This is a genomic window from Serratia myotis (assembly GCF_027474885.1).
Taxonomy (GTDB): domain Bacteria; phylum Pseudomonadota; class Gammaproteobacteria; order Enterobacterales; family Enterobacteriaceae; genus Serratia; species Serratia proteamaculans.
Map to the genome: position 1 here is coordinate 5,434,809 of NZ_CP099707.1, position 19,675 is coordinate 5,454,483.

Annotated in this window: 13 protein-coding genes, 1 tRNA gene and 3 rRNA genes; 6 read left to right on the forward strand and 11 right to left on the reverse strand. The window is 52.7% G+C overall.

Annotation, left to right across the window (positions count from 1 at the left end; genetic code table 11):
- Together glnL and glnG are read left to right on the forward strand one after the other, a co-directional pair.
- Complete coding sequence (glnL, locus tag NHG65_RS25535; RefSeq protein WP_099063934.1) at positions 1 to 1,050, forward strand: nitrogen regulation protein NR(II); 1,050 nt, start codon at positions 1 to 3, stop codon at positions 1,048 to 1,050.
- Positions 1,051 to 1,058: 8 nt separating this feature from the next.
- A complete protein-coding gene (gene glnG, locus NHG65_RS25540) occupies positions 1,059 to 2,471 on the forward strand; it encodes a nitrogen regulation protein NR(I) (RefSeq protein ID WP_085120084.1) in 1,413 nt (470 codons plus the stop codon).
- A gap of 49 nt (positions 2,472 to 2,520) precedes the next feature.
- Here glnG and hemN read toward each other — a convergent pair whose 3' ends face one another.
- Complete coding sequence (gene hemN, locus NHG65_RS25545; protein WP_207980021.1) at positions 2,521 to 3,894, reverse strand: oxygen-independent coproporphyrinogen III oxidase; 1,374 nt, start codon at positions 3,892 to 3,894, stop codon at positions 2,521 to 2,523.
- 182 nt (positions 3,895 to 4,076) lie between these two features.
- Positions 4,077 to 4,628: a Der GTPase-activating protein YihI gene (gene yihI, locus NHG65_RS25550; protein WP_112349268.1), complete on the reverse strand. Its 552-nt coding sequence runs from the start codon at positions 4,626 to 4,628 to the stop codon at positions 4,077 to 4,079.
- 747 nt (positions 4,629 to 5,375) lie between these two features.
- On the opposite strand from yihI, the gene yihA reads away from it, so the two are divergent.
- Positions 5,376 to 6,026: a ribosome biogenesis GTP-binding protein YihA/YsxC gene (yihA, locus tag NHG65_RS25555; protein ID WP_099063937.1), complete on the forward strand. Its 651-nt coding sequence runs from the start codon at positions 5,376 to 5,378 to the stop codon at positions 6,024 to 6,026.
- A 279-nt stretch (positions 6,027 to 6,305) separates the two neighbouring features.
- Here yihA and spfP read toward each other — a convergent pair whose 3' ends face one another.
- Together spfP and polA are read right to left on the reverse strand one after the other, a co-directional pair.
- The gene (spfP, locus tag NHG65_RS25560) at positions 6,306 to 6,353 is read right to left on the reverse strand and encodes a small protein SpfP (protein WP_071892919.1); all 48 of its coding nucleotides are present in this window, start codon (positions 6,351 to 6,353) and stop codon (positions 6,306 to 6,308) included.
- Between the two features lie 207 nt (positions 6,354 to 6,560).
- The gene (gene polA / locus NHG65_RS25565; protein ID WP_499182798.1) at positions 6,561 to 9,365 is read right to left on the reverse strand and encodes a DNA polymerase I; all 2,805 of its coding nucleotides are present in this window, start codon (positions 9,363 to 9,365) and stop codon (positions 6,561 to 6,563) included.
- 504 nt (positions 9,366 to 9,869) lie between these two features.
- On the opposite strand from polA, the gene yihG reads away from it, so the two are divergent.
- Entirely contained in the window at positions 9,870 to 10,760 is an 891-nt protein-coding gene (gene yihG / locus NHG65_RS25570; protein WP_219017269.1) for a 1-acylglycerol-3-phosphate O-acyltransferase, YihG family, read from the forward strand.
- A 46-nt stretch (positions 10,761 to 10,806) separates the two neighbouring features.
- Here the strand turns inward: yihG and dsbA are convergent, their stop codons facing one another.
- The 3 genes from dsbA to NHG65_RS25585 all read right to left on the reverse strand — a co-directional run bounded on the left by dsbA (position 10,807) and on the right by NHG65_RS25585 (position 12,820).
- Entirely contained in the window at positions 10,807 to 11,430 is a 624-nt protein-coding gene (gene dsbA, locus NHG65_RS25575) for a thiol:disulfide interchange protein DsbA (protein WP_020837681.1), read from the reverse strand.
- 29 nt (positions 11,431 to 11,459) lie between these two features.
- Complete coding sequence (locus NHG65_RS25580) at positions 11,460 to 12,446, reverse strand: serine/threonine protein kinase (protein ID WP_099063940.1); 987 nt, start codon at positions 12,444 to 12,446, stop codon at positions 11,460 to 11,462.
- 104 nt (positions 12,447 to 12,550) lie between these two features.
- Positions 12,551 to 12,820 carry a YihD family protein gene (locus NHG65_RS25585; protein WP_499182799.1) on the reverse strand — a complete coding sequence of 90 codons (270 nt, stop codon included), beginning with the start codon at positions 12,818 to 12,820 and terminating at the stop codon, positions 12,551 to 12,553.
- Positions 12,821 to 12,972: 152 nt separating this feature from the next.
- Here NHG65_RS25585 and mobA point away from each other — a divergent pair, with 152 nt between their 5' ends.
- A complete protein-coding gene (gene mobA / locus NHG65_RS25590) occupies positions 12,973 to 13,566 on the forward strand; it encodes a molybdenum cofactor guanylyltransferase MobA (protein ID WP_499182800.1) in 594 nt (197 codons plus the stop codon).
- Positions 13,559 to 14,077 (forward strand): molybdopterin-guanine dinucleotide biosynthesis protein MobB, encoded by a 519-nt coding sequence (gene mobB / locus NHG65_RS25595; RefSeq protein ID WP_207980030.1) that lies wholly within the window; start codon positions 13,559 to 13,561, stop codon positions 14,075 to 14,077. The genes mobA and mobB overlap by 8 nt, the downstream gene beginning before the upstream one ends.
- Before the next feature lie 82 nt (positions 14,078 to 14,159).
- On the opposite strand, the gene rrf is transcribed toward mobB, so the two are convergent.
- From rrf to NHG65_RS25615, 4 genes are all read right to left on the reverse strand, one after another.
- Positions 14,160 to 14,275, reverse strand: a 5S ribosomal RNA gene (gene rrf / locus NHG65_RS25600).
- 102 nt (positions 14,276 to 14,377) lie between these two features.
- Positions 14,378 to 17,286, reverse strand: a 23S ribosomal RNA gene (locus NHG65_RS25605).
- A gap of 234 nt (positions 17,287 to 17,520) precedes the next feature.
- Positions 17,521 to 17,596, reverse strand: a tRNA-Glu gene (locus tag NHG65_RS25610).
- 144 nt (positions 17,597 to 17,740) lie between these two features.
- Positions 17,741 to 19,283 (reverse strand): 16S ribosomal RNA (locus NHG65_RS25615).
- Together the 16S, 23S and 5S rRNA genes with 1 tRNA gene alongside form the textbook arrangement of a ribosomal RNA operon.
- Positions 19,284 to 19,675: the final 392 nt, after the last annotated feature.

The following is a 19,675-nucleotide window of genomic DNA, read 5'->3' on the forward strand; positions in this document are numbered from 1 at the left end:
ATGGCAACTGGCAAGCTGCCCGATGCTGGGCAGATCCTCAATTCTCTCATCAACAGCATCCTGCTGTTGGATGATGATCTGGCGGTTCATTACGCCAATCCGGCAGCACAACAACTGCTGGCACAAAGTTCCCGTAAACTTTTCGGTACACCTTTGCCCGATCTGCTCGGCTATTTCTCACTGAACGTTGATCTGATGCGTGAGAGCCTGCGCGCCGGCCAGGGCTTTACCGATAGCGAAGTGACCCTGGTGGTTGATGGGCGCGCACATATCCTCTCCCTGACCGCCCAGGCGCTGTCTGAAGGCTATATCCTGATCGAGCTGGCGCCCATGGATAACCAACGCCGCCTGAGCCAGGAACAGCTGCAGCATGCTCAACAGGTTGCCGCCCGCGATCTGGTCCGTGGCCTGGCACATGAGATTAAAAACCCGCTTGGTGGACTGCGTGGCGCAGCACAACTGCTGGCCAAGGCCCTGCCCGACCCGTCGCTGACCGAATACACCAAGGTGATCATTGAACAGGCCGACCGCCTGCGCAATCTGGTCGATCGCCTGCTGGGCCCGCAACGCCCGGGCCAGCACATTACCCAGAGTATTCATCAGGTGGCGGAGCGCGTTTGCCAGTTGGTGTCGCTGGAGAAGCCGGATAACGTGACGCTGGTGCGCGACTACGACCCGAGCCTGCCCGAGATGGCACACGACCCGGATCAAATCGAGCAGGTGTTGCTGAACATCACCCGCAATGCGCTGCAGGCGCTGGGCGAAGCAGGCGGCACTATCACGCTGCGCACCCGTACCGCATTCCAAATCACCCTGCACGGTACCCGCTACCGGTTAGCGGCACGTATCGATATCGAAGATGACGGCCCCGGCGTTCCGGCGCAATTGCAGGACACGCTGTTTTACCCAATGGTCAGCGGCCGCGAAGGCGGAACCGGTCTGGGTTTATCCATCGCCCGTAATCTTATTGATCAGCATTGCGGAAAAATTGAATTTAACAGTTGGCCAGGACATACCGAATTCTCGGTTTACCTGCCTATTCGCCAGTGAGGTTTTCTATGCAACGAGGGATAGTCTGGATCGTCGATGACGATAGCTCCATCCGCTGGGTGCTTGAACGCGCGCTCACTGGAGCCGGTGTGAGCTGCGTGAGCTTCGAAAGTGGCAATGCGGTACTCGAAGCCCTGGCCACGCAAACGCCTGACGTGTTGCTGTCTGACATCCGCATGCCGGGTATGGATGGCCTGGCGTTACTCAAGCAGATCAAGCAGCGTCACCCCATGCTACCGGTCATCATAATGACGGCGCATTCGGATTTGGACGCTGCGGTCAGCGCCTACCAGCAAGGGGCGTTCGATTACCTGCCAAAACCCTTTGATATCGATGAGGCGGTAGCGCTGGTAGAACGCGCCATCAGCCATTATCAGGAACAGCAGCAGCCGGCGCGCAGCCAGCCGGCCAACGATCCGGTGGCGGACATTATCGGCGAGGCCCCGGCGATGCAGGACGTGTTCCGCATCATCGGTCGTCTGTCGCGCTCATCGATCAGCGTGCTGATCAACGGCGAATCGGGTACCGGTAAAGAGCTGGTGGCTCATGCCCTGCACCGCCATAGCCCGCGTGCCAAGTCACCCTTTATCGCGTTGAACATGGCTGCGATCCCTAAAGACCTGATCGAATCAGAGCTGTTCGGCCACGAGAAAGGGGCCTTTACCGGTGCCAATCAGATCCGTCAGGGCCGCTTTGAGCAGGCCGACGGCGGGACGCTGTTCCTGGATGAAATCGGTGATATGCCGCTGGATGTTCAAACCCGTTTACTGCGTGTGCTGGCAGATGGTCAATTCTACCGGGTCGGCGGTTATGCGCCGGTGAAGGTGGACGTGCGTATTATCGCCGCCACCCACCAGAACCTGGAGTTGCGGGTACAGGAAGGCAAATTCCGTGAGGATCTGTTCCACCGCCTGAACGTGATCCGCGTACACCTGCCGCCGTTACGTGAACGTCGCGAGGACATCCCCCGTCTGGCCCGCTACTTCCTGCAAGTCGCGGCAAAAGAGTTGGGTGTTGAAGCGAAGAATCTGCATCCGGAAACCGAAACTGCCCTGACCCGCCTGCCATGGCCGGGCAACGTGCGTCAGCTGGAAAACACCTGCCGCTGGTTAACCGTGATGGCCGCCGGGCAGGAAGTGCTGATCCAGGACCTGCCGAGTGAGCTGTTTGAAACCTCTGCACCGGAAACTGCCGGCCATAGCCTGCCGGACAGTTGGGCCACGCTGCTGGCGCAATGGGCCGACCGCGCATTGCGTTCCGGTCATCAAAACCTGCTGTCGGAAGCGCAACCGGAAATGGAGCGCACGCTGCTCACCACCGCGCTGCGTCATACCCAGGGGCATAAGCAGGAAGCTGCCCGCTTGTTGGGTTGGGGCCGTAATACCCTGACGCGCAAGTTGAAAGAGTTGGGAATGGAATAGCTTGCGTTATTGATGAAAACAGCCGCATTCGCGGCCGTTTTTTTATCGATCAAATAACCCGAGAGAATTGCTGAGTGCGCGCCTGTTGGCGCAGGTAGATATCAAAGCACATGCAAATATTGCGGATCAGTAGCCGGCCACGCGGCGTGACGCGAATACCCTGCTCGTCACGTTCCACCAGCCCATCGCGTTCAAACGGCGCCAGCAGTTGCAAATCCTCAGCAAAATAGCTGGCGAAGTCGATGTCGAACTGTTGTTCTATCGCCGGATAGTCCAGCTTGAAATTGCAGATCAGCGTTTTGATCACCTCACGCCGCAGGCAGTCGTCCTCCGTCATCGCCAGACCGCGCCATAAGGCATGACCCTGCGCCTCTACGCTGCTGTAATAGGTCTTCAGCTCTTTCTGGTTCTGGGCATAGCTGTCCCCCAGCATGCTGATGGCGGACACGCCCAGCCCCAGTAAATCACTGTCACCCTGAGTGGTGTACCCCTGGAAGTTACGATGCAGTTTGCCTTCACGCTGCGCCACGGCTAGCTCATCATCCGGACGGGCAAAGTGATCCATGCCGATAAACTGATAGCCGGACTCGGTCAGGGAGGCAATGGTCTGCTGCAGGATATCCAGTTTCTGCTGCGCACTCGGCAAATCCGCGTCTTTGATTTTACGTTGGGCGGCAAACAGGTTTGGCATATGCGCATAGTTGAATACGCTGAGGCGATCCGGGTTCAGTTCCGCCACCCGCTGCAGGGTGTAGGCAAAGCTCTCCGGCGTCTGCTTTGGCAACCCGTAGATCAGATCGATATTGGTGGAGTTAAAACCCAGTGCCTTGGCACGGGCGATCAGGGCGAAGATAAAGGCTTCATCCTGCTCACGGTTCACCAGCCGCTGCACCTCTTTATTGAAATCCTGTACCCCCATGCTCAGGCGGTTAAAGCCTTCACTGCGTAAATGATCGAGCACATCCAGCTCAATCTCGCGCGGATCAACTTCGATCGACATTTCCAAATCGGGGAGAAAATCAAAGTGTTGGCGCAACATTGCCACCAGCTTGCTGATTTGCACTTTGCTCAGGTAGGTCGGTGTACCGCCACCCCAATGCAACTGGCCGACTTTACGCCCGGCAAACAGAGGAGCGCGCTGAGCGATCTCTTGTGCCAGCACAGCCAGATATTCATCGGCCTTGTGCGTCTGACGCGTCACCAGTTTATTGCAGCCACAGAAATAGCAGAGTTTGTGACAGAAGGGGATATGCACATACAGCGACAGCGGACGCTCTGGATAACGCGCAGCGGCGCGTTGAAACGCCGCTTCGTCATAGCCCTGGTTGAACTCCAGCGCTGTGGGGTATGAGGTATAACGCGGCCCTGAATAGTTATATTTCTGGATCAGGGCCAGATCCCAGACAATTGCCTGCTCTGACATGCTCACTCCTTCCGATATTTTTTTCTACCGGGCCGGGAAATGGGCAGTTGTCTACGCTGTCTGGCCGCGGAAGCGCTGCGAAAACGCGTTTTGCGTTTTGACAGCCGCCACAGTTTACCGAATAACCACAGCAGATAACACATTAAGAGTAGGGCTACTGTCAGGATCAACCACATGACGCGTTAAATTACGTCTTTCGGGTTACCGCCTTTCAGCAGTTTCAGGATATCTTCCCGCTTTTCTTCTTCTTCTTCGTCGTCATCGCCCAATTCAATGCCCAGTTGCTCCATCAGGGCATCGATACGATCCAGCGTCTGATCAACATAAGCTTGATCTTCGGCGTTCAGAGTCTCGCCGTCATCAATGCGATCCAGCAGTGCGTCCAGACGCTCATCATTTTCCAGCTTGGCCAGTTCTTCTTCCGGCGTCAGACGTGGTTTAGGCTTGGCTTCAGCTTTTGGCTTGGGTTGCGGCTTGGCTTTTGGTTTATCTTCAACCAACAGCGCTACCGGCACTTTGCTGCCGATACGCGGATCTTTGGCCTGGGCTGCCGCTTTATTTTTTTGATTAGCCGACTCAACCTGGGTGCGAGAACCGGAAGCAAGACCACGGCGTTTTTTCTGACGCTTGTGTTCACGGGCTTCCTGATCGAGCTCCGCACGGCTTTTCTTTTTGTTTTTCGGCGTCGCCGCGCTGCTGCGTGGGGCGCGAGGTGCTTTTGATGGCTGGTTCATAGCGTATGCTCTTAGGTATGTAGATTCAGTATAGAGATAGATGCTATACGATTGCGGCGGAATCTAGCAGAAAGCGAACAAAGAAAAAAGGCGGCAGGTTAAACCTGCCGCCTTTTTACACCTTCTTTCGAAGGATATTCCTGCTACGCGCTCCGTGCGTACATTCAACATCCTGGTTTTTCCTTTTGCTATAAACGCAATCCCTGCCGCACTACGTCCTTCATCCTGAAGGGAAAATCGTCCATGGCGCAATCCGTTCGCATCCACTCTTCCTGAGCGCGCTTCCTGCGGGCATTCCAATCGCGGTAACTTCACCATCCTTGTGCTATTCGCATATTCAGATGCAAATAGGTCAATTCCTTCTGGGTTCATCCTGGCACTCCAGCACTTCCTGTGCACTCCATGAGATTTATCACCCTTCCCGGATGTTCCTTAATCCTGCACAGCCCTGTGCTGCAAGCTACTTTACGCGATCAAGGGGGAGTCTCAAGGTAGCTGCAGGGCTTTGGCACCACAAAGAGGACAACGGAGAATTAAATCATTGTTTTAAAATGGAAAGAATAAAAACAGCTTTCGAATAAAGCGACATTACCCCCTATTCGAATGGCGAATGTCTCACAAGCCCGGCCGGGTCTGACTACCATGCCCTGCTGCCACGACGCTTAAAAACAGAGAAACACACCATTTTTACCGCTGATGCAGTTATAATCGCCAATCAGTTAGCCATCCTCGCGGAGACGAAAAATTTTGACCAGCAAGAATTACAATTATCATGTGACCCATTTCGTCACCAGTGCGCCCGATATTCGCCATCTGCCGGGGGATGAAGGTATTGAAGTTGCGTTCGCCGGCCGCTCTAATGCCGGTAAGTCCAGCGCGTTAAATACCCTGACCAACCAGAAAGGCCTGGCGCGTACCAGTAAAACGCCGGGGCGTACCCAGCTGATTAACCTGTTTGAAGTGGAAGAAGGCATTCGCCTCGTCGACCTGCCGGGTTATGGCTACGCCGAAGTTCCTGAAGAGATGAAACGCAAATGGCAGCGTGCGCTGGGTGAATACCTGCAAATGCGTAACTGCCTGAAAGGCCTGGTGGTGCTGATGGATATCCGCCATCCGTTGAAAGATCTCGACCAACAGATGATTCAGTGGGCCGTCGATGTCGGTACACCGGTCATGCTCCTGCTGACCAAAGCAGACAAACTGGCCTCTGGCGCGCGTAAAGCGCAGCTTAATATGGTGCGTGAAGCGGTAGTGCCGTTTATGGGCGATATCCAGGTTGAAGCCTTCTCTTCCCCGAAAAAAATCGGTGTCGACAAGCTGAGCCAAAAGCTGAACACCTGGTTTAACGAGATCCCACCGGAAGTGCTGCCGGAAGATGACGACACCGCCGGCGAATAACAATGCCTCAGGTGCCGCAATAGCCGATGTGGAAGCGCATCGGCTTTTTTACGCCCGCGATCCGCGATATCAGGCTATTTTCGTTATCTAATTACAGTTTTGACTGAAATCCATCATAAACTCTTATGACGATTTAACGTTGAAAGTCCAACGGATGGGTAATTTCAGGGGATCGATTGAGGAAAAAGTGGGTCGGAGAGAATAGGAAAAACTTATGGCTTGGCTTTGTTTTTACAATAAAAAACGCCCCAGTCAATACTGACTGGGGCGGCTAAATATTCAGCCAAATCCGATTACGTGAAGTAAAAGGTCTGAAAGATAGAACATCTTACCTCTGTACCCTACGCGAGTAACTTTACATGATTTTTTCGCAGTGCAAAAGAATTTTTTGTAGTTTACTTACACAGTTTAGTGCGTAATAACGGCGAGGTTGTGGAAACAATCGCCGTATCTTGTAGCTTAATTACAAAAACTGCTTAGGTTATCGCCAGTTAGCGCATCCACTGAAGGTCCGGCTGGCAAGCCACGGCATTCTTAGTGGGCTTCATCCCAGTTGGCACCCACGCCAACGTCGACTTTCAGCGGTACGGCCAACGCCATGCTGTTTTCCATCAGCTCACGAATACGCTGGTTGGATCCCTCAATCACCGACTCATGCACCTCGAACACCAGTTCATCGTGTACCTGCATAATCATACGCACCAACGGCTTCTCCTGAGCTTGCAGCCAGGCGTCCACTTCGATCATCGCACGTTTGATGATATCGGCTGCCGTCCCCTGCATTGGGGCATTAATCGCCGCACGCTCGGCCGCCTTGCGACGCATGCCATTACTGGAGCTGACATCCGGCAAGTACAGACGACGACCGTCCAGCGTACTGACATAGCCCTGGCTGGCGGCCTGCTGGCGGGTGCGCTCCATATATTCCAGCACGCCCGGATAACGTTCGAAGTAAAGGTCCATATAGCGCTGTGCTTCACCCCGTGGGATCCCTAGCTGTCGCGCCAGACCGAACGCGCTCATGCCATAAATCAGGCCAAAGTTAATCGCCTTGGCGCTGCGGCGCTGTTCGTTGGTCACCTTATCGAGCGGCAGGCCAAACACCTCGGCCGCGGTGGCACGGTGGATGTCCTCACCGGCTGCAAAGGCCTTCAGCAGCCCCTCATCCTGTGACAGGTGGGCCATAATGCGCAGTTCAATTTGCGAATAGTCGGCAGCCACAATGCGGTAGCCTGCAGGAGCAATAAATGCCTGGCGGATACGGCGCCCTTCGTCGTTACGTACCGGAATATTCTGCAGGTTAGGATCGCTGGAAGAGAGACGCCCAGTCGCCGTCACCGCCTGATGATAGGAGGTATGTACCCGGCCACTGACCGGGTTAATCATCAGCGGCAGCTTGTCGGTATAGGTGGTTTTCAGCTTCGCCAAGCCACGATATTCCAGGATCACCTTCGGTAACGGGTAATCCAGCGCCAGCTCAGCCAGCACCTCTTCATTAGTCGAAGGCGCACCACCCGGGGTTTTCTTCAGTATTGGCAGCTTTTGTTTTTCGTACAGGATCGCCTGCAGCTGTTTGGTAGATGCCAGATTGAAAGGCTCTTCCGCCAATTCATGGGCCTGAATTTCCAACTCAGCCAAGCGCTTGGTCAATTCAATGGAGTGTGTGGCCAGAATGCTTTGGTCAATCAACACCCCGGTTCGTTCGATATGCGACAACACCGGCAGCAGCGGCATTTCAATCTCATTGAATACCGTCAACAGTTCGGCGCTTTCCTTCAATTGCGGCCACATCGCTAAGTGTAGTTGCAGCGTGACGTCGGCATCTTCAGCGGCGTAAGGTGCTGCCTGCTCCAGTGCAATCTGGTTGAAGGTGAGCTGCTTTTTACCCTTGCCGGCAATCTCCTCGAAGGTCACGGTTTTGTGGCCAAGATAGCGATCGGACAAGCTGTCCATATCGTGGCGACCGCCTACGCTGTCGAGCACATAGGATTCCAGCATGGTGTCGAAAGCAATACCGCGCAAGGTAATGTCGTAACGCGCCAGCAGGCTCATATCAAACTTCAGGTTTTGCCCTACCTTCAGCGCTTTCTCATCTTCCAGCAGCGGCTTCAGCGTGGCCAACACATGAGCGCGATCCAACTGTGCCGGCGCATCAAGATAATCATGTGCCACCGGCAGATAAGCGGCTTCGCCCGGTGCAATGGCAAATGACAGGCCGATCAGGTTAGCGGTCAGGGTATCCAGGCCGTCAGTTTCGGTATCAAACGCGAACACTTCGGCTTTTTTCAGTTTTTCCAGCCACTCGGCGAAGGTGTCTTCATCCAGAATGGTGACGTAGCCTTCTTGCGACAGTGTTGCTTCTGCCGGAGCTTTTCCGGTTTCAGCAACTGCACTGGCAGAAGATTTCGCCGCGCTGGTTGCTTTCACTCCGGCGCCTTTCTTGCCTTCGAGCCAAATGCCGGCTTCGACATCCGCCAGCCAGCGCTTAAATTCATACTGTTTGAACAACTGCTGCAACGTATCTACGTCCAGCGGAGACACCTGGAGATCGGCGCAGGTCAGATCCAGCTCGACGTCAGTTTTGATGGTAGCCAGCTTGTAAGAGAGGTACGCCATTTCTTTGTTCTGTTCCAGCTTGGCCGCCATGGTTTTGGCCCCACGGAAGCTGAGCGTGGCGATGCTGTCCAGATTGGCATAGAGCACATCCAGTCCACCCAGGCCCTGTAACAGCCCCTGCGCGGTCTTCTCACCCACGCCAGGCACACCTGGGATGTTATCCGAGGCATCCCCCATCAGCGCCAGGAAGTCGATAATCAGCTCCGGCGGGATGCCGTACTTGTCGCACACTTCCTGCGGGCCGAGGATGGTGTTGTTCATGGTGTTGATCAAAGTGACGTTCGGTGTGACCAGCTGCGCCATGTCTTTATCGCCGGTGCTGATCAGCACTGCATGACCGGCTTTTTCAGCTTCCAGTGCCAGCGTACCGATGACGTCGTCCGCCTCAACGCCGGGCGTGACCAGCAGCGGCAGACCCATCGCCTTGACCATTTTGTGCAACGGCTCAATTTGCGCACGCAGATCGTCAGGCATCGGTGGTCGGTGCGATTTGTATTCTGCAAACAGCTCATCACGGAAGGTTTTTCCTTTGGCATCAAACACCACCGCAACATGGCTTGGCTGGTACTGCAGCAGCAGGCTACGCAGCATATTCAGCACGCCGTACATTGCCCCGGTCGGTTCACCTGCGGAGTTGGTCAGCGGAGGGAAGGCATGATAAGCGCGGTAGAGGTAAGAGGAACCGTCAACCAGGATTAATGGGTTTTCTGCAATTTGAGCCATAGCGTTACTTTATCTTTATCGTGATCGGACATGACGGTAAGCATGCCATAGCTGGCCGCCTGAGACGAACCTTAGCGTGCATTAAGGGTGAAAATCCTGTGATCTTGCGAAGCGATCCGCAAGATCCTTCCTGTGGATAACTTTGTGCATAGAAAAGACAGCAAATTATAACGATGCGTTTATCGTTATAAGAGGAAATAAAATTCCTATTGAAATCACGGCGTTAAATGGCGTTATTTTGACTGAGGGTAATTATCGACTTTTACACAATTTGTGGATATAACTTGCGTCCAATTTTAATAGCACTATTCATCAAATTTGACACCTCAATTACCATAGCACAAGATGAGCAAGTTGCACGAAAACGCAGCAAATGCCTATTTCTCTCGCTATAAAACAGTTACCGTTTACGGACGCTTTCTCCCCATAATTTCTGTTAAAATATTTTTTTGTTCATGCATACCGGCATGTAACGCTGTTCTCACCAACCGTCAGCCCATAACCATGCCAAGATTGTTATCCCCTGTTATTTTTATACTTTCTGCCCTGCTCGCCATTTTGGTGACCGTGCTCTGTTCGATCCCGATAACGCTGGCCGGTATCATTAAACTACTGGTGCCTTTTCCTGCCGTCTGGCGACGTATCTCAGCCTTTGCCGATTTTATGATGTGGTGCTGGTGTGTGGGGCTGGCACTGCTATTACGCATCAACTGGCAGCTGCGCTGGGATATTGAAGGGTTGGAAGGCTTGGAGCGCAAAAACTGGTACCTGCTGATCAGTAATCATGAAAGCTGGTCAGATATTGTAGTGTTGTGCGTGTTGTTCCGTAACCATATTCCAATGAATAAATACTTTCTTAAGCAACAGTTAGCCTGGGTGCCCTTTGTCGGCCTGGCCTGCTGGGCACTGGATATGCCATTCATGAAACGTTACTCGCGCGCCTATTTACTCAAACATCCGCAAAAGCGCGGGAATGACATTGAAACCACACGCCGTTCCTGCGAAAAATTTCGTCAACGCCCAACCACTATCGTCAATTTTGTGGAAGGGTCACGCTTTACTGAAGCCAAGAAAATTAAAACCCATTCACCCTACCGCAATTTATTGGCCCCTAAGGCCGCCGGTATTGCTTTTACACTCAGTGCATTAGGCAAGCAGTTCGATAAAGTGTTAAACGTCACTCTGCTTTATCCTGAAAATACGGAGCGGCCTTTTTTGGATATGTTGTGTGGCCGGTTGAAACGCGTAGTGGTAAGAATTGAGTTGCTGCCAATCGATGAAACTATGCATGGCGATTACTTTAACGATAAGCAGTTTAAGCGGCGTTTCCAGCTTTGGCTGAATACGCTGTGGCAGGATAAAGATCGGCTGCTGGATAAGTTGAAGCGACAGTAAGGAAAGAAAAAGCCGGCTAAGCCGGCTTTTTTACTCTTAATTTTGGTTACTTTTGTTCACTGAGGAATTTAACCACGTCGGCGAATTGCTTCACGTAAGCATCCATCGAGCTGGTATCCAGGCCGTCGTTTTTAACCATGTATTTGCCGTTAACAAATACGGCTGGCACACCGCGCAGTTGCAGATCTTCTGCGGCTTTCTCCTGTTGAACCACCAGAGATTTCACCACGAAGCTGTTCAGGGCCCCATCATAATCAGCCGCGCTCACGCCAGCCTTCACAAACACATTGCGGATATCATCCGGAGTTTGCACGGTCTGGGTTTTCTGCACCGCTTCAAACATCAGTGGGCTAACTTTATCTTCCACACCCAACGCCATTGCCACAGCCCAAGCCTGAGTCAGTTGTTTACCCAATGGCCCAAGGAATTCAACGTGGTATTTGGTCATTTTAGTGCCCGCAGGCAACGCCTTTTTCACATTTTCGGAAACGTGATACACCTGCTCAAACTGATAGCAGTGCGGGCAATAGAAGGAAAAGAACTCCAGCACCTGAGGCTCGCCGGTCACCGGCTTGTCCAGGGTGACGTACTGTGTACCATCGCTAAATTGCGCAGCCGAGGCACTGAATGCCATTACCATGCCAACGAGTGCCAACCATATTTTCTTCATAAGACTAAACTCTCCATTATGTTAAAGCTTCAATACATTGGCATCAGCTGCAGAGGGGGTTCCTGCAACAGCTTAACCTGTTCGGTGAATGCCGCGGTCTGAGATAACCAAAAATCAGACTCCGCCATCCACGGAAAACTTTTAGGAAACGCGGGATCTTGCCAACGACGAGCAACCCATGCCAGGTAGTACACCATGCGCATGGCCCGCAACGGCTCGATCAACGCCAATTCACTTTGATCAAACTCGGCAAACTCGGAGTAAGCCTCCAGCAAAATATCTAACTGCATCAGACGATCGCGACGTTCACCGTGCAACAGCATCCACAGATCCTGTATCGCCGGCCCGTTACGCGCATCGTCAAGATCAACAAACAGCGGGCCATCTCGCCACAGAATATTGCCTGGGTGACAATCACCGTGCAAACGCCGCGGCTGCCAATCCAGATGCCAACGTTGTTTAATCGCCTCGATCAACCGGTCTATCGCGGTCAGGAAGTTTTCACGTTGGGCCTTCGGTAACAGTTCACAGCCAGCCAATACCTGACGGGGTGCCATGAGGTATTCCTCAATGCCCATTGTCGGGCGTTCCACAAACAGGCTTTCACTACCTACCTGATGAATACGCCCCAGGAAACGGCCCACCCATTCCAGTTGATCGAGATTATCGATCTCATACTGCCGCCCACCAACGCTGGGAAAGACAGTAAAAAAGAAACCGCTGTGTGTATGCAGCGTTTGGCCTTGCAGGGACAACGGCGCAACGGCCGGGATCTCCGCCAGGGCAAGATCATGAGAGAACTGGTGTTCTTCACCAATTTGCTCAGCGCTCCAGCGTTCGGGCCGATAAAACTTCACCACGTAACGCTTACGATCTTCGTCCATAAACTGATAGACGCGGTTTTCATAGCTGTTAAGCGCTGTCAGCCCGGAGTCTACACGCAGGCCAACACCCTCCAGCGCGTCCATAATCAGGTCGGGCGACAGGGTCTGAAAATTAAAAGCTGAGTTGTTCATAACAACATTCGGTTTCGTTTGGTGACATCACTGTGCCGGGAATGAGAAATAGTAGCATTAATGGCAGGTTTCACGAGTAACTGGTTCACCTTACCGCACGAATGCTAATCCTTTATCACCCCACGAGCGCGTAGCAATGCCGTTTTGAAGTCTTCCTCGTAATCCTTTTTCAGGCCGGGGATCTGTTCGGTGACGGCGCTGCCGCGCATTTTCAGATGGTAGATCAGGATATCATCGCTCAGTTCGGGCAAATTACCCTGGAAACCGGCTTCCTGTGCCAGTTTTTGCAAAAACTGGATCAGATTGAGATCCGGATCTTCCTGCCAGGCCGGCTGTAGCAGCTCAATCAGCTCGTTTACGCGGTGCGTTTTCATCGCAATATCATCCAATAGAATCAATAAACACACAAAGTAACAGGCTTACCAACGCAGTGAAAGGAGCAGCTTGTCAATAAAGGTAAATCCTGATGTCGCCCCCTCTTTAGCGCTACAATCAGGGCGTTAGCCATAAATTCGGGATGATGGATATGCATGAGGAGATTACCGGCATTATTTTAGCCGGCGGGCGCGCCACACGTATGGGCGGAGAAGATAAAGGTCTGGTTCAGGTAGCCGGCATACCTCTCTACCAATACGTACTTTCTCGGCTACGCCCCCAGGTGGGCCAGATAGCCATCAGCGCCAATCGCAATCAAGAAAGCTATCGGGAAAGTGGTCTGCCCATCATCAGCGATCTGACTCCCGACTTTTCCGGCCCACTCGCAGGCATGCTGGCCGGGCTGAAACACGCGAGCACCGAATGGGTTGCTTTTGTCCCCTGCGACGTCCCCGATTTTCCCACCACTTTGGTTGATCAGCTCTGGCAACAAAAAGGCCCTGCTCTGGCCGCCTATGCCAGCGATGGAGAGCGGGCACACCCCACTTTGGCGCTGTTGCATACCAGCCTGGCACCTAAATTGGAAGAGTATCTGGCCCGTGGGGAACGCAAATTGATGTTATTCCTCGACGCGGCAGGGGCACGGCAAATAGCGTTCGCGGGCCAACAGGGGGCATTCCATAATCTTAATACCCTGGAAGACTGTCTGCGTTGGCAGCAGGAAAAAGGACTCATCAATGAATAATGCGCTTCCTCCTTTGCTGGCGATCGCGGCCTATAGCGGGACGGGTAAAACCACGCTGCTTAAGCAATTAATTCCTTTATTAAAGCAGCGGCACATCCACGTCGGGCTGATCAAACATACGCATCATGATATGGACGTGGACACGCCAGGCAAAGACAGTTACGAACTGCGCAAAGCGGGCGCCGACCAGACCCTGGTCGCCAGCGATCGTCGCTGGGCATTAATGACAGAAACTCCAGAACAGCAATCCCTGGATCTTCAGTATCTGGCCAGTCGCTTTGATCGTAGCAAGGTGGATGTAATTTTAGTCGAAGGGTTTAAGCACGAGCCCGTCAGCAAAATCATTCTTTATCGTGAAGATATTGGCAGGCCGCTTGAGGATATGTTGGACGAGTTCGTTATCGCCGTTGCCAGCGATCAATCGATAACCGTTAAGGCAAGATCCCTGGATCTCAACCAACCAGAAAGTATTGCCGATTTCATCGTGGAATGGCTGAAAGGCGCAGCGTAGCTGCGTCTGTTCTTTCTTTTCTTTCTTTCGCACACAGCAAAAAGCCTCATGCTTTCGCATGAGGCTTTCGACTTTAATTAATGCCTGGCAGTGTCCTACTCTCGCATGGGGAGACCCCACACTACCATCGGCGCTACGGCGTTTCACTTCTGAGTTCGGCATGGGATCAGGTGGGACCACCGCGCTATTGCCGCCAGGCAAATTCTGTTTCATTCCAACCGCCACTCGCGTAGCCATCAGAACCAATCTCGGAACATTCGCTGAAAATCTACTCTCAAATCAAAACACTTTTGGTGTTGTAAGGTTAAGTCTCACGGATCATTAGTACTGGTTAGCTCAATGCATCGCTGCACTTACACACCCAGCCTATCAACGTCTTAGTCTTAAACGTTCCTTCAGGGGGATCAAGTCCCCAGGGAAGACTCATCTCGAGGCAAGTTTCGCGCTTAGATGCTTTCAGCGCTTATCTTTTCCGCACTTAGCTACCGGGCAATGCCATTGGCATGACAACCCGAACACCAGTGGTGCGTTCACTCCGGTCCTCTCGTACTAGGAGCAACCCCTCTCAATCTTCCAACGCCCACGGCAGATAGGGACCGAACTGTCTCACGACGTTCTAAACCCAGCTCGCGTACCACTTTAAATGGCGAACAGCCATACCCTTGGGACCTACTTCAGCCCCAGGATGTGATGAGCCGACATCGAGGTGCCAAACACCGCCGTCGATATGAACTCTTGGGCGGTATCAGCCTGTTATCCCCGGAGTACCTTTTATCCGTTGAGCGATGGCCCTTCCATTCAGAACCACCGGATCACTAAGACCTACTTTCGTACCTGCTCGAGCCGTCACTCTCGCAGTCAAGCTAGCTTATGCCTTTGCACTAACCTCACGATGTCCGACCGTGATTAGCTAACCTTCGTGCTCCTCCGTTACTCTTTGGGAGGAGACCGCCCCAGTCAAACTACCCACCAGACACTGTCCTCACCCCGGATTACGGGGCCGAGTTAGAACATCAAACATTAAAGGGTGGTATTTCAAGGTTGGCTCCACGCAGACTGGCGTCCACGCTTCAAAGCCTCCCACCTATCCTACACATCAAGGCTCAATGTTCAGTGTCAAGCTATAGTAAAGGTTCACGGGGTCTTTCCGTCTTGCCGCGGGTACACTGCATCTTCACAGCGAGTTCAATTTCACTGAGTCTCGGGTGGAGACAGCCTGGCCATCATTACGCCATTCGTGCAGGTCGGAACTTACCCGACAAGGAATTTCGCTACCTTAGGACCGTTATAGTTACGGCCGCCGTTTACTGGGGCTTCGATCAAGAGCTTCGCCTTGCGGCTGACCCCATCAATTAACCTTCCAGCACCGGGCAGGCGTCACACCGTATACGTCCACTTTCGTGTTTGCACAGTGCTGTGTTTTTATTAAACAGTTGCAGCCAGCTGGTATCTGCGACTGGCTTCAGCTCCGAGAGCAAGTCTCTTCACCTACGCGCCAGCGTGCCTTCTCCCGAAGTTACGGCACCATTTTGCCTAGTTCCTTCACCCGAGTTCTCTCAAGCGCCTTGGTATTCTCTACCTGACCACCTGTGTCGGTTTGGGGTACGATTTGATGTTACCTGATGCTTAGAGGCTTTTCCTGGAAGCTTGGCATCAACTACTTCTGCACCGTAGTGCATCGTCATCACGCCTCAGGGTTGAATAAGTAACCGGATTTACCAAGTCACTCCCCCTACACGCTTAAACCGGGACAACCGTCGCCCGGCTAGCCTAGCCTTCTCCGTCCCCCCTTCGCAGTAACACCGAGTACAGGAATATTAACCTGTTTCCCATCGACTACGCCTTTCGGCCTCGCCTTAGGGGTCGACTCACCCTGCCCCGATTAACGTTGGACAGGAACCCTTGGTCTTCCGGCGAGCGGGTTTTTCACCCGCTTTATCGTTACTTATGTCAGCATTCGCACTTCTGATACCTCCAGCAACCCTCACAGGCCACCTTCAACGGCTTACAGAACGCTCCCCTACCCAACAACGCCTAAGCGTCGCTGCCGCAGCTTCGGTGCATGGTTTAGCCCCGTTACATCTTCCGCGCAGGCCGACTCGACCAGTGAGCTATTACGCTTTCTTTAAATGATGGCTGCTTCTAAGCCAACATCCTGGCTGTCTATGCCTTCCCACATCGTTTCCCACTTAACCATGACTTTGGGACCTTAGCTGGCGGTCTGGGTTGTTTCCCTCTTCACGACGGACGTTAGCACCCGCCGTGTGTCTCCCGTGATAACATTCTTCGGTATTCGGAGTTTGCATCGGTTTGGTAAGCCGGGATGGCCCCCTAGCCGAAACAGTGCTCTACCCCCGAAGATGAGTTCACGAGGCGCTACCTAAATAGCTTTCGGGGAGAACCAGCTATCTCCCGGTTTGATTGGCCTTTCACCCCCAGCCACAAGTCATCCGCTAATTTTTCAACATTAGTCGGTTCGGTCCTCCAGTTAGTGTTACCCAACCTTCAACCTGCCCATGGCTAGATCACCGGGTTTCGGGTCTATACCTTGCAACTATTCGCCCAGTTAAGACTCGGTTTCCCTACGGCTCCCCTATACGGTTAACCTTGCTACAAAATATAAGTCGCTGACCCATTATACAAAAGGTACGCAGTCACCCAACTAGTAGGCTCCCACTGCTTGTACGTACACGGTTTCAGGTTCTATTTCACTCCCCTCGCCGGGGTTCTTTTCGCCTTTCCCTCACGGTACTGGTTCACTATCGGTCAGTCAGGAGTATTTAGCCTTGGAGGATGGTCCCCCCATATTCAGACAGGATGTCACGTGTCCCGCCCTACTCATCGAACTCACAATTAATGCATTTTAGTGTACGGGACTATCACCCTTTACTGTGCGACTTTCCAGACGCTTCCACTAACACAAGAACTGATTCAGGTTCTGGGCTCCTCCCCGTTCGCTCGCCGCTACTGGGGGAATCTCGGTTGATTTCTTTTCCTCGGGGTACTTAGATGTTTCAGTTCCCCCGGTTCGCCTCATACGACTATGTATTCATCGTATGATAGTGCAACGAATTGCACTGGGTTTCCCCATTCGGGTATCGCCGGTTGTAACGGTTTATATCACCTTACCGACGCTTATCGCAGATTAACACGCCCTTCATCGCCTCTGACTGCCTAGGCATCCACCGTGTACGCTTAGTCACTTAACCTCACAACCCAAAAGTGTTTCCACCTTCGTGCTGCTACATTTGAGAGACTCTATGACAGGTTAGTCCTTACTCCAGTACTTCTACGGAGGAGTAAGTTTCAGCTGTCATGTTTCAATTTTCAGCTTGTTCCAGATTGTTAAAGAGCAATATCTTAAACACGACTCGTTAAAGTCATCTTTAAGATGTTTTCGGTTCGGCAAGAACCGGTGATAATGTCTTTCACTCATTATCGGATGGCGTCCCCAAGGGGATTCGAACCCCTGTTACAGCCGTGAAAGGGCAGTGTCCTAGGCCTCTAGACGATGGGGACACGAAAATCCGATTAAACTGAACGTCTTAATCGGTTCGTATCAGCATGAGTCAGAGACTCATTACATCAACAGGTAGCGCTTTTGCTCATTACTTTTTCATCAGACAATCTGTGTGAGCACTACACGCAATCAATATCATTAGGTAAGGAGGTGATCCAACCGCAGGTTCCCCTACGGTTACCTTGTTACGACTTCACCCCAGTCATGAATCACAAAGTGGTAAGCGCCCTCCCGAAGGTTAAGCTACCTACTTCTTTTGCAACCCACTCCCATGGTGTGACGGGCGGTGTGTACAAGGCCCGGGAACGTATTCACCGTAGCATTCTGATCTACGATTACTAGCGATTCCGACTTCACGGAGTCGAGTTGCAGACTCCGATCCGGACTACGACGTACTTTATGAGGTCCGCTGGCTCTCGCGAGTTCGCTTCTCTTTGTATACGCCATTGTAGCACGTGTGTAGCCCTACTCGTAAGGGCCATGATGACTTGACGTCATCCCCACCTTCCTCCGGTTTATCACCGGCAGTCTCCTTTGAGTTCCCACCATGACGTGCTGGCAACAAAGGATAAGGGTTGCGCTCGTTGCGGGACTTAACCCAACATTTCACAACACGAGCTGACGACAGCCATGCAGCACCTGTCTCACAGTTCCCGAAGGCACTAAGGCATCTCTGCCGAATTCTGTGGATGTCAAGAGTAGGTAAGGTTCTTCGCGTTGCATCGAATTAAACCACATGCTCCACCGCTTGTGCGGGCCCCCGTCAATTCATTTGAGTTTTAACCTTGCGGCCGTACTCCCCAGGCGGTCGACTTAACGCGTTAGCTCCGGAAGCCACGCCTCAAGGGCACAACCTCCAAGTCGACATCGTTTACAGCGTGGACTACCAGGGTATCTAATCCTGTTTGCTCCCCACGCTTTCGCACCTGAGCGTCAGTCTTTGTCCAGGGGGCCGCCTTCGCCACCGGTATTCCTCCAGATCTCTACGCATTTCACCGCTACACCTGGAATTCTACCCCCCTCTACAAGACTCTAGCTTGCCAGTTTCAAATGCAGTTCCCACGTTAAGCGCGGGGATTTCACATCTGACTTAACAAACCGCCTGCGTGCGCTTTACGCCCAGTAATTCCGATTAACGCTTGCACCCTCCGTATTACCGCGGCTGCTGGCACGGAGTTAGCCGGTGCTTCTTCTGCGAGTAACGTCAATGCAATGTGCTATTAACACACTACCCTTCCTCCTCGCTGAAAGTGCTTTACAACCCGAAGGCCTTCTTCACACACGCGGCATGGCTGCATCAGGCTTGCGCCCATTGTGCAATATTCCCCACTGCTGCCTCCCGTAGGAGTCTGGACCGTGTCTCAGTTCCAGTGTGGCTGGTCATCCTCTCAGACCAGCTAGGGATCGTCGCCTAGGTGAGCCATTACCCCACCTACTAGCTAATCCCATCTGGGCACATCTGATGGCGTGAGGCCCGAAGGTCCCCCACTTTGGTCCGAAGACGTTATGCGGTATTAGCTACCGTTTCCAGTAGTTATCCCCCTCCATCAGGCAGTTTCCCAGACATTACTCACCCGTCCGCCGCTCGTCACCCAGAGAGCAAGCTCTCCTGTGCTACCGCTCGACTTGCATGTGTTAGGCCTGCCGCCAGCGTTCAATCTGAGCCATGATCAAACTCTTCAATTAAAAGCTTGATTTGCTTCAACTCGTGAAGCGATGCTCGAAAATAACTTTCGTAATAGTCGTTCTGTTGGACAAGCCAACGAAACAACGTATTGCTTGGTCACTCTTCAAGACTTGATATTTTTTCGAACCCGAAGGTTCTGGATATCGTCTTGTGGAGTGCCCACACAGATTGTCTGATAAATTGTTAAAGAGCAGTGAGTTAGCTGCCGTAGCTTGCTATCTCGAGGTGGCGTATACTACGCTTTTCACCCGAAGAGTCAAGCGTTTATTTCGCTTTTCTCTTCCTGACCCGGCGACTTGGTTCTCGTTAGAGGAGTCGTTGTTCCCGGTCAGTGGAGGCGCATTATAGGGAGTTCTCAGAAGGCCGCAACCCCTAAATGCAAAAAACTTTT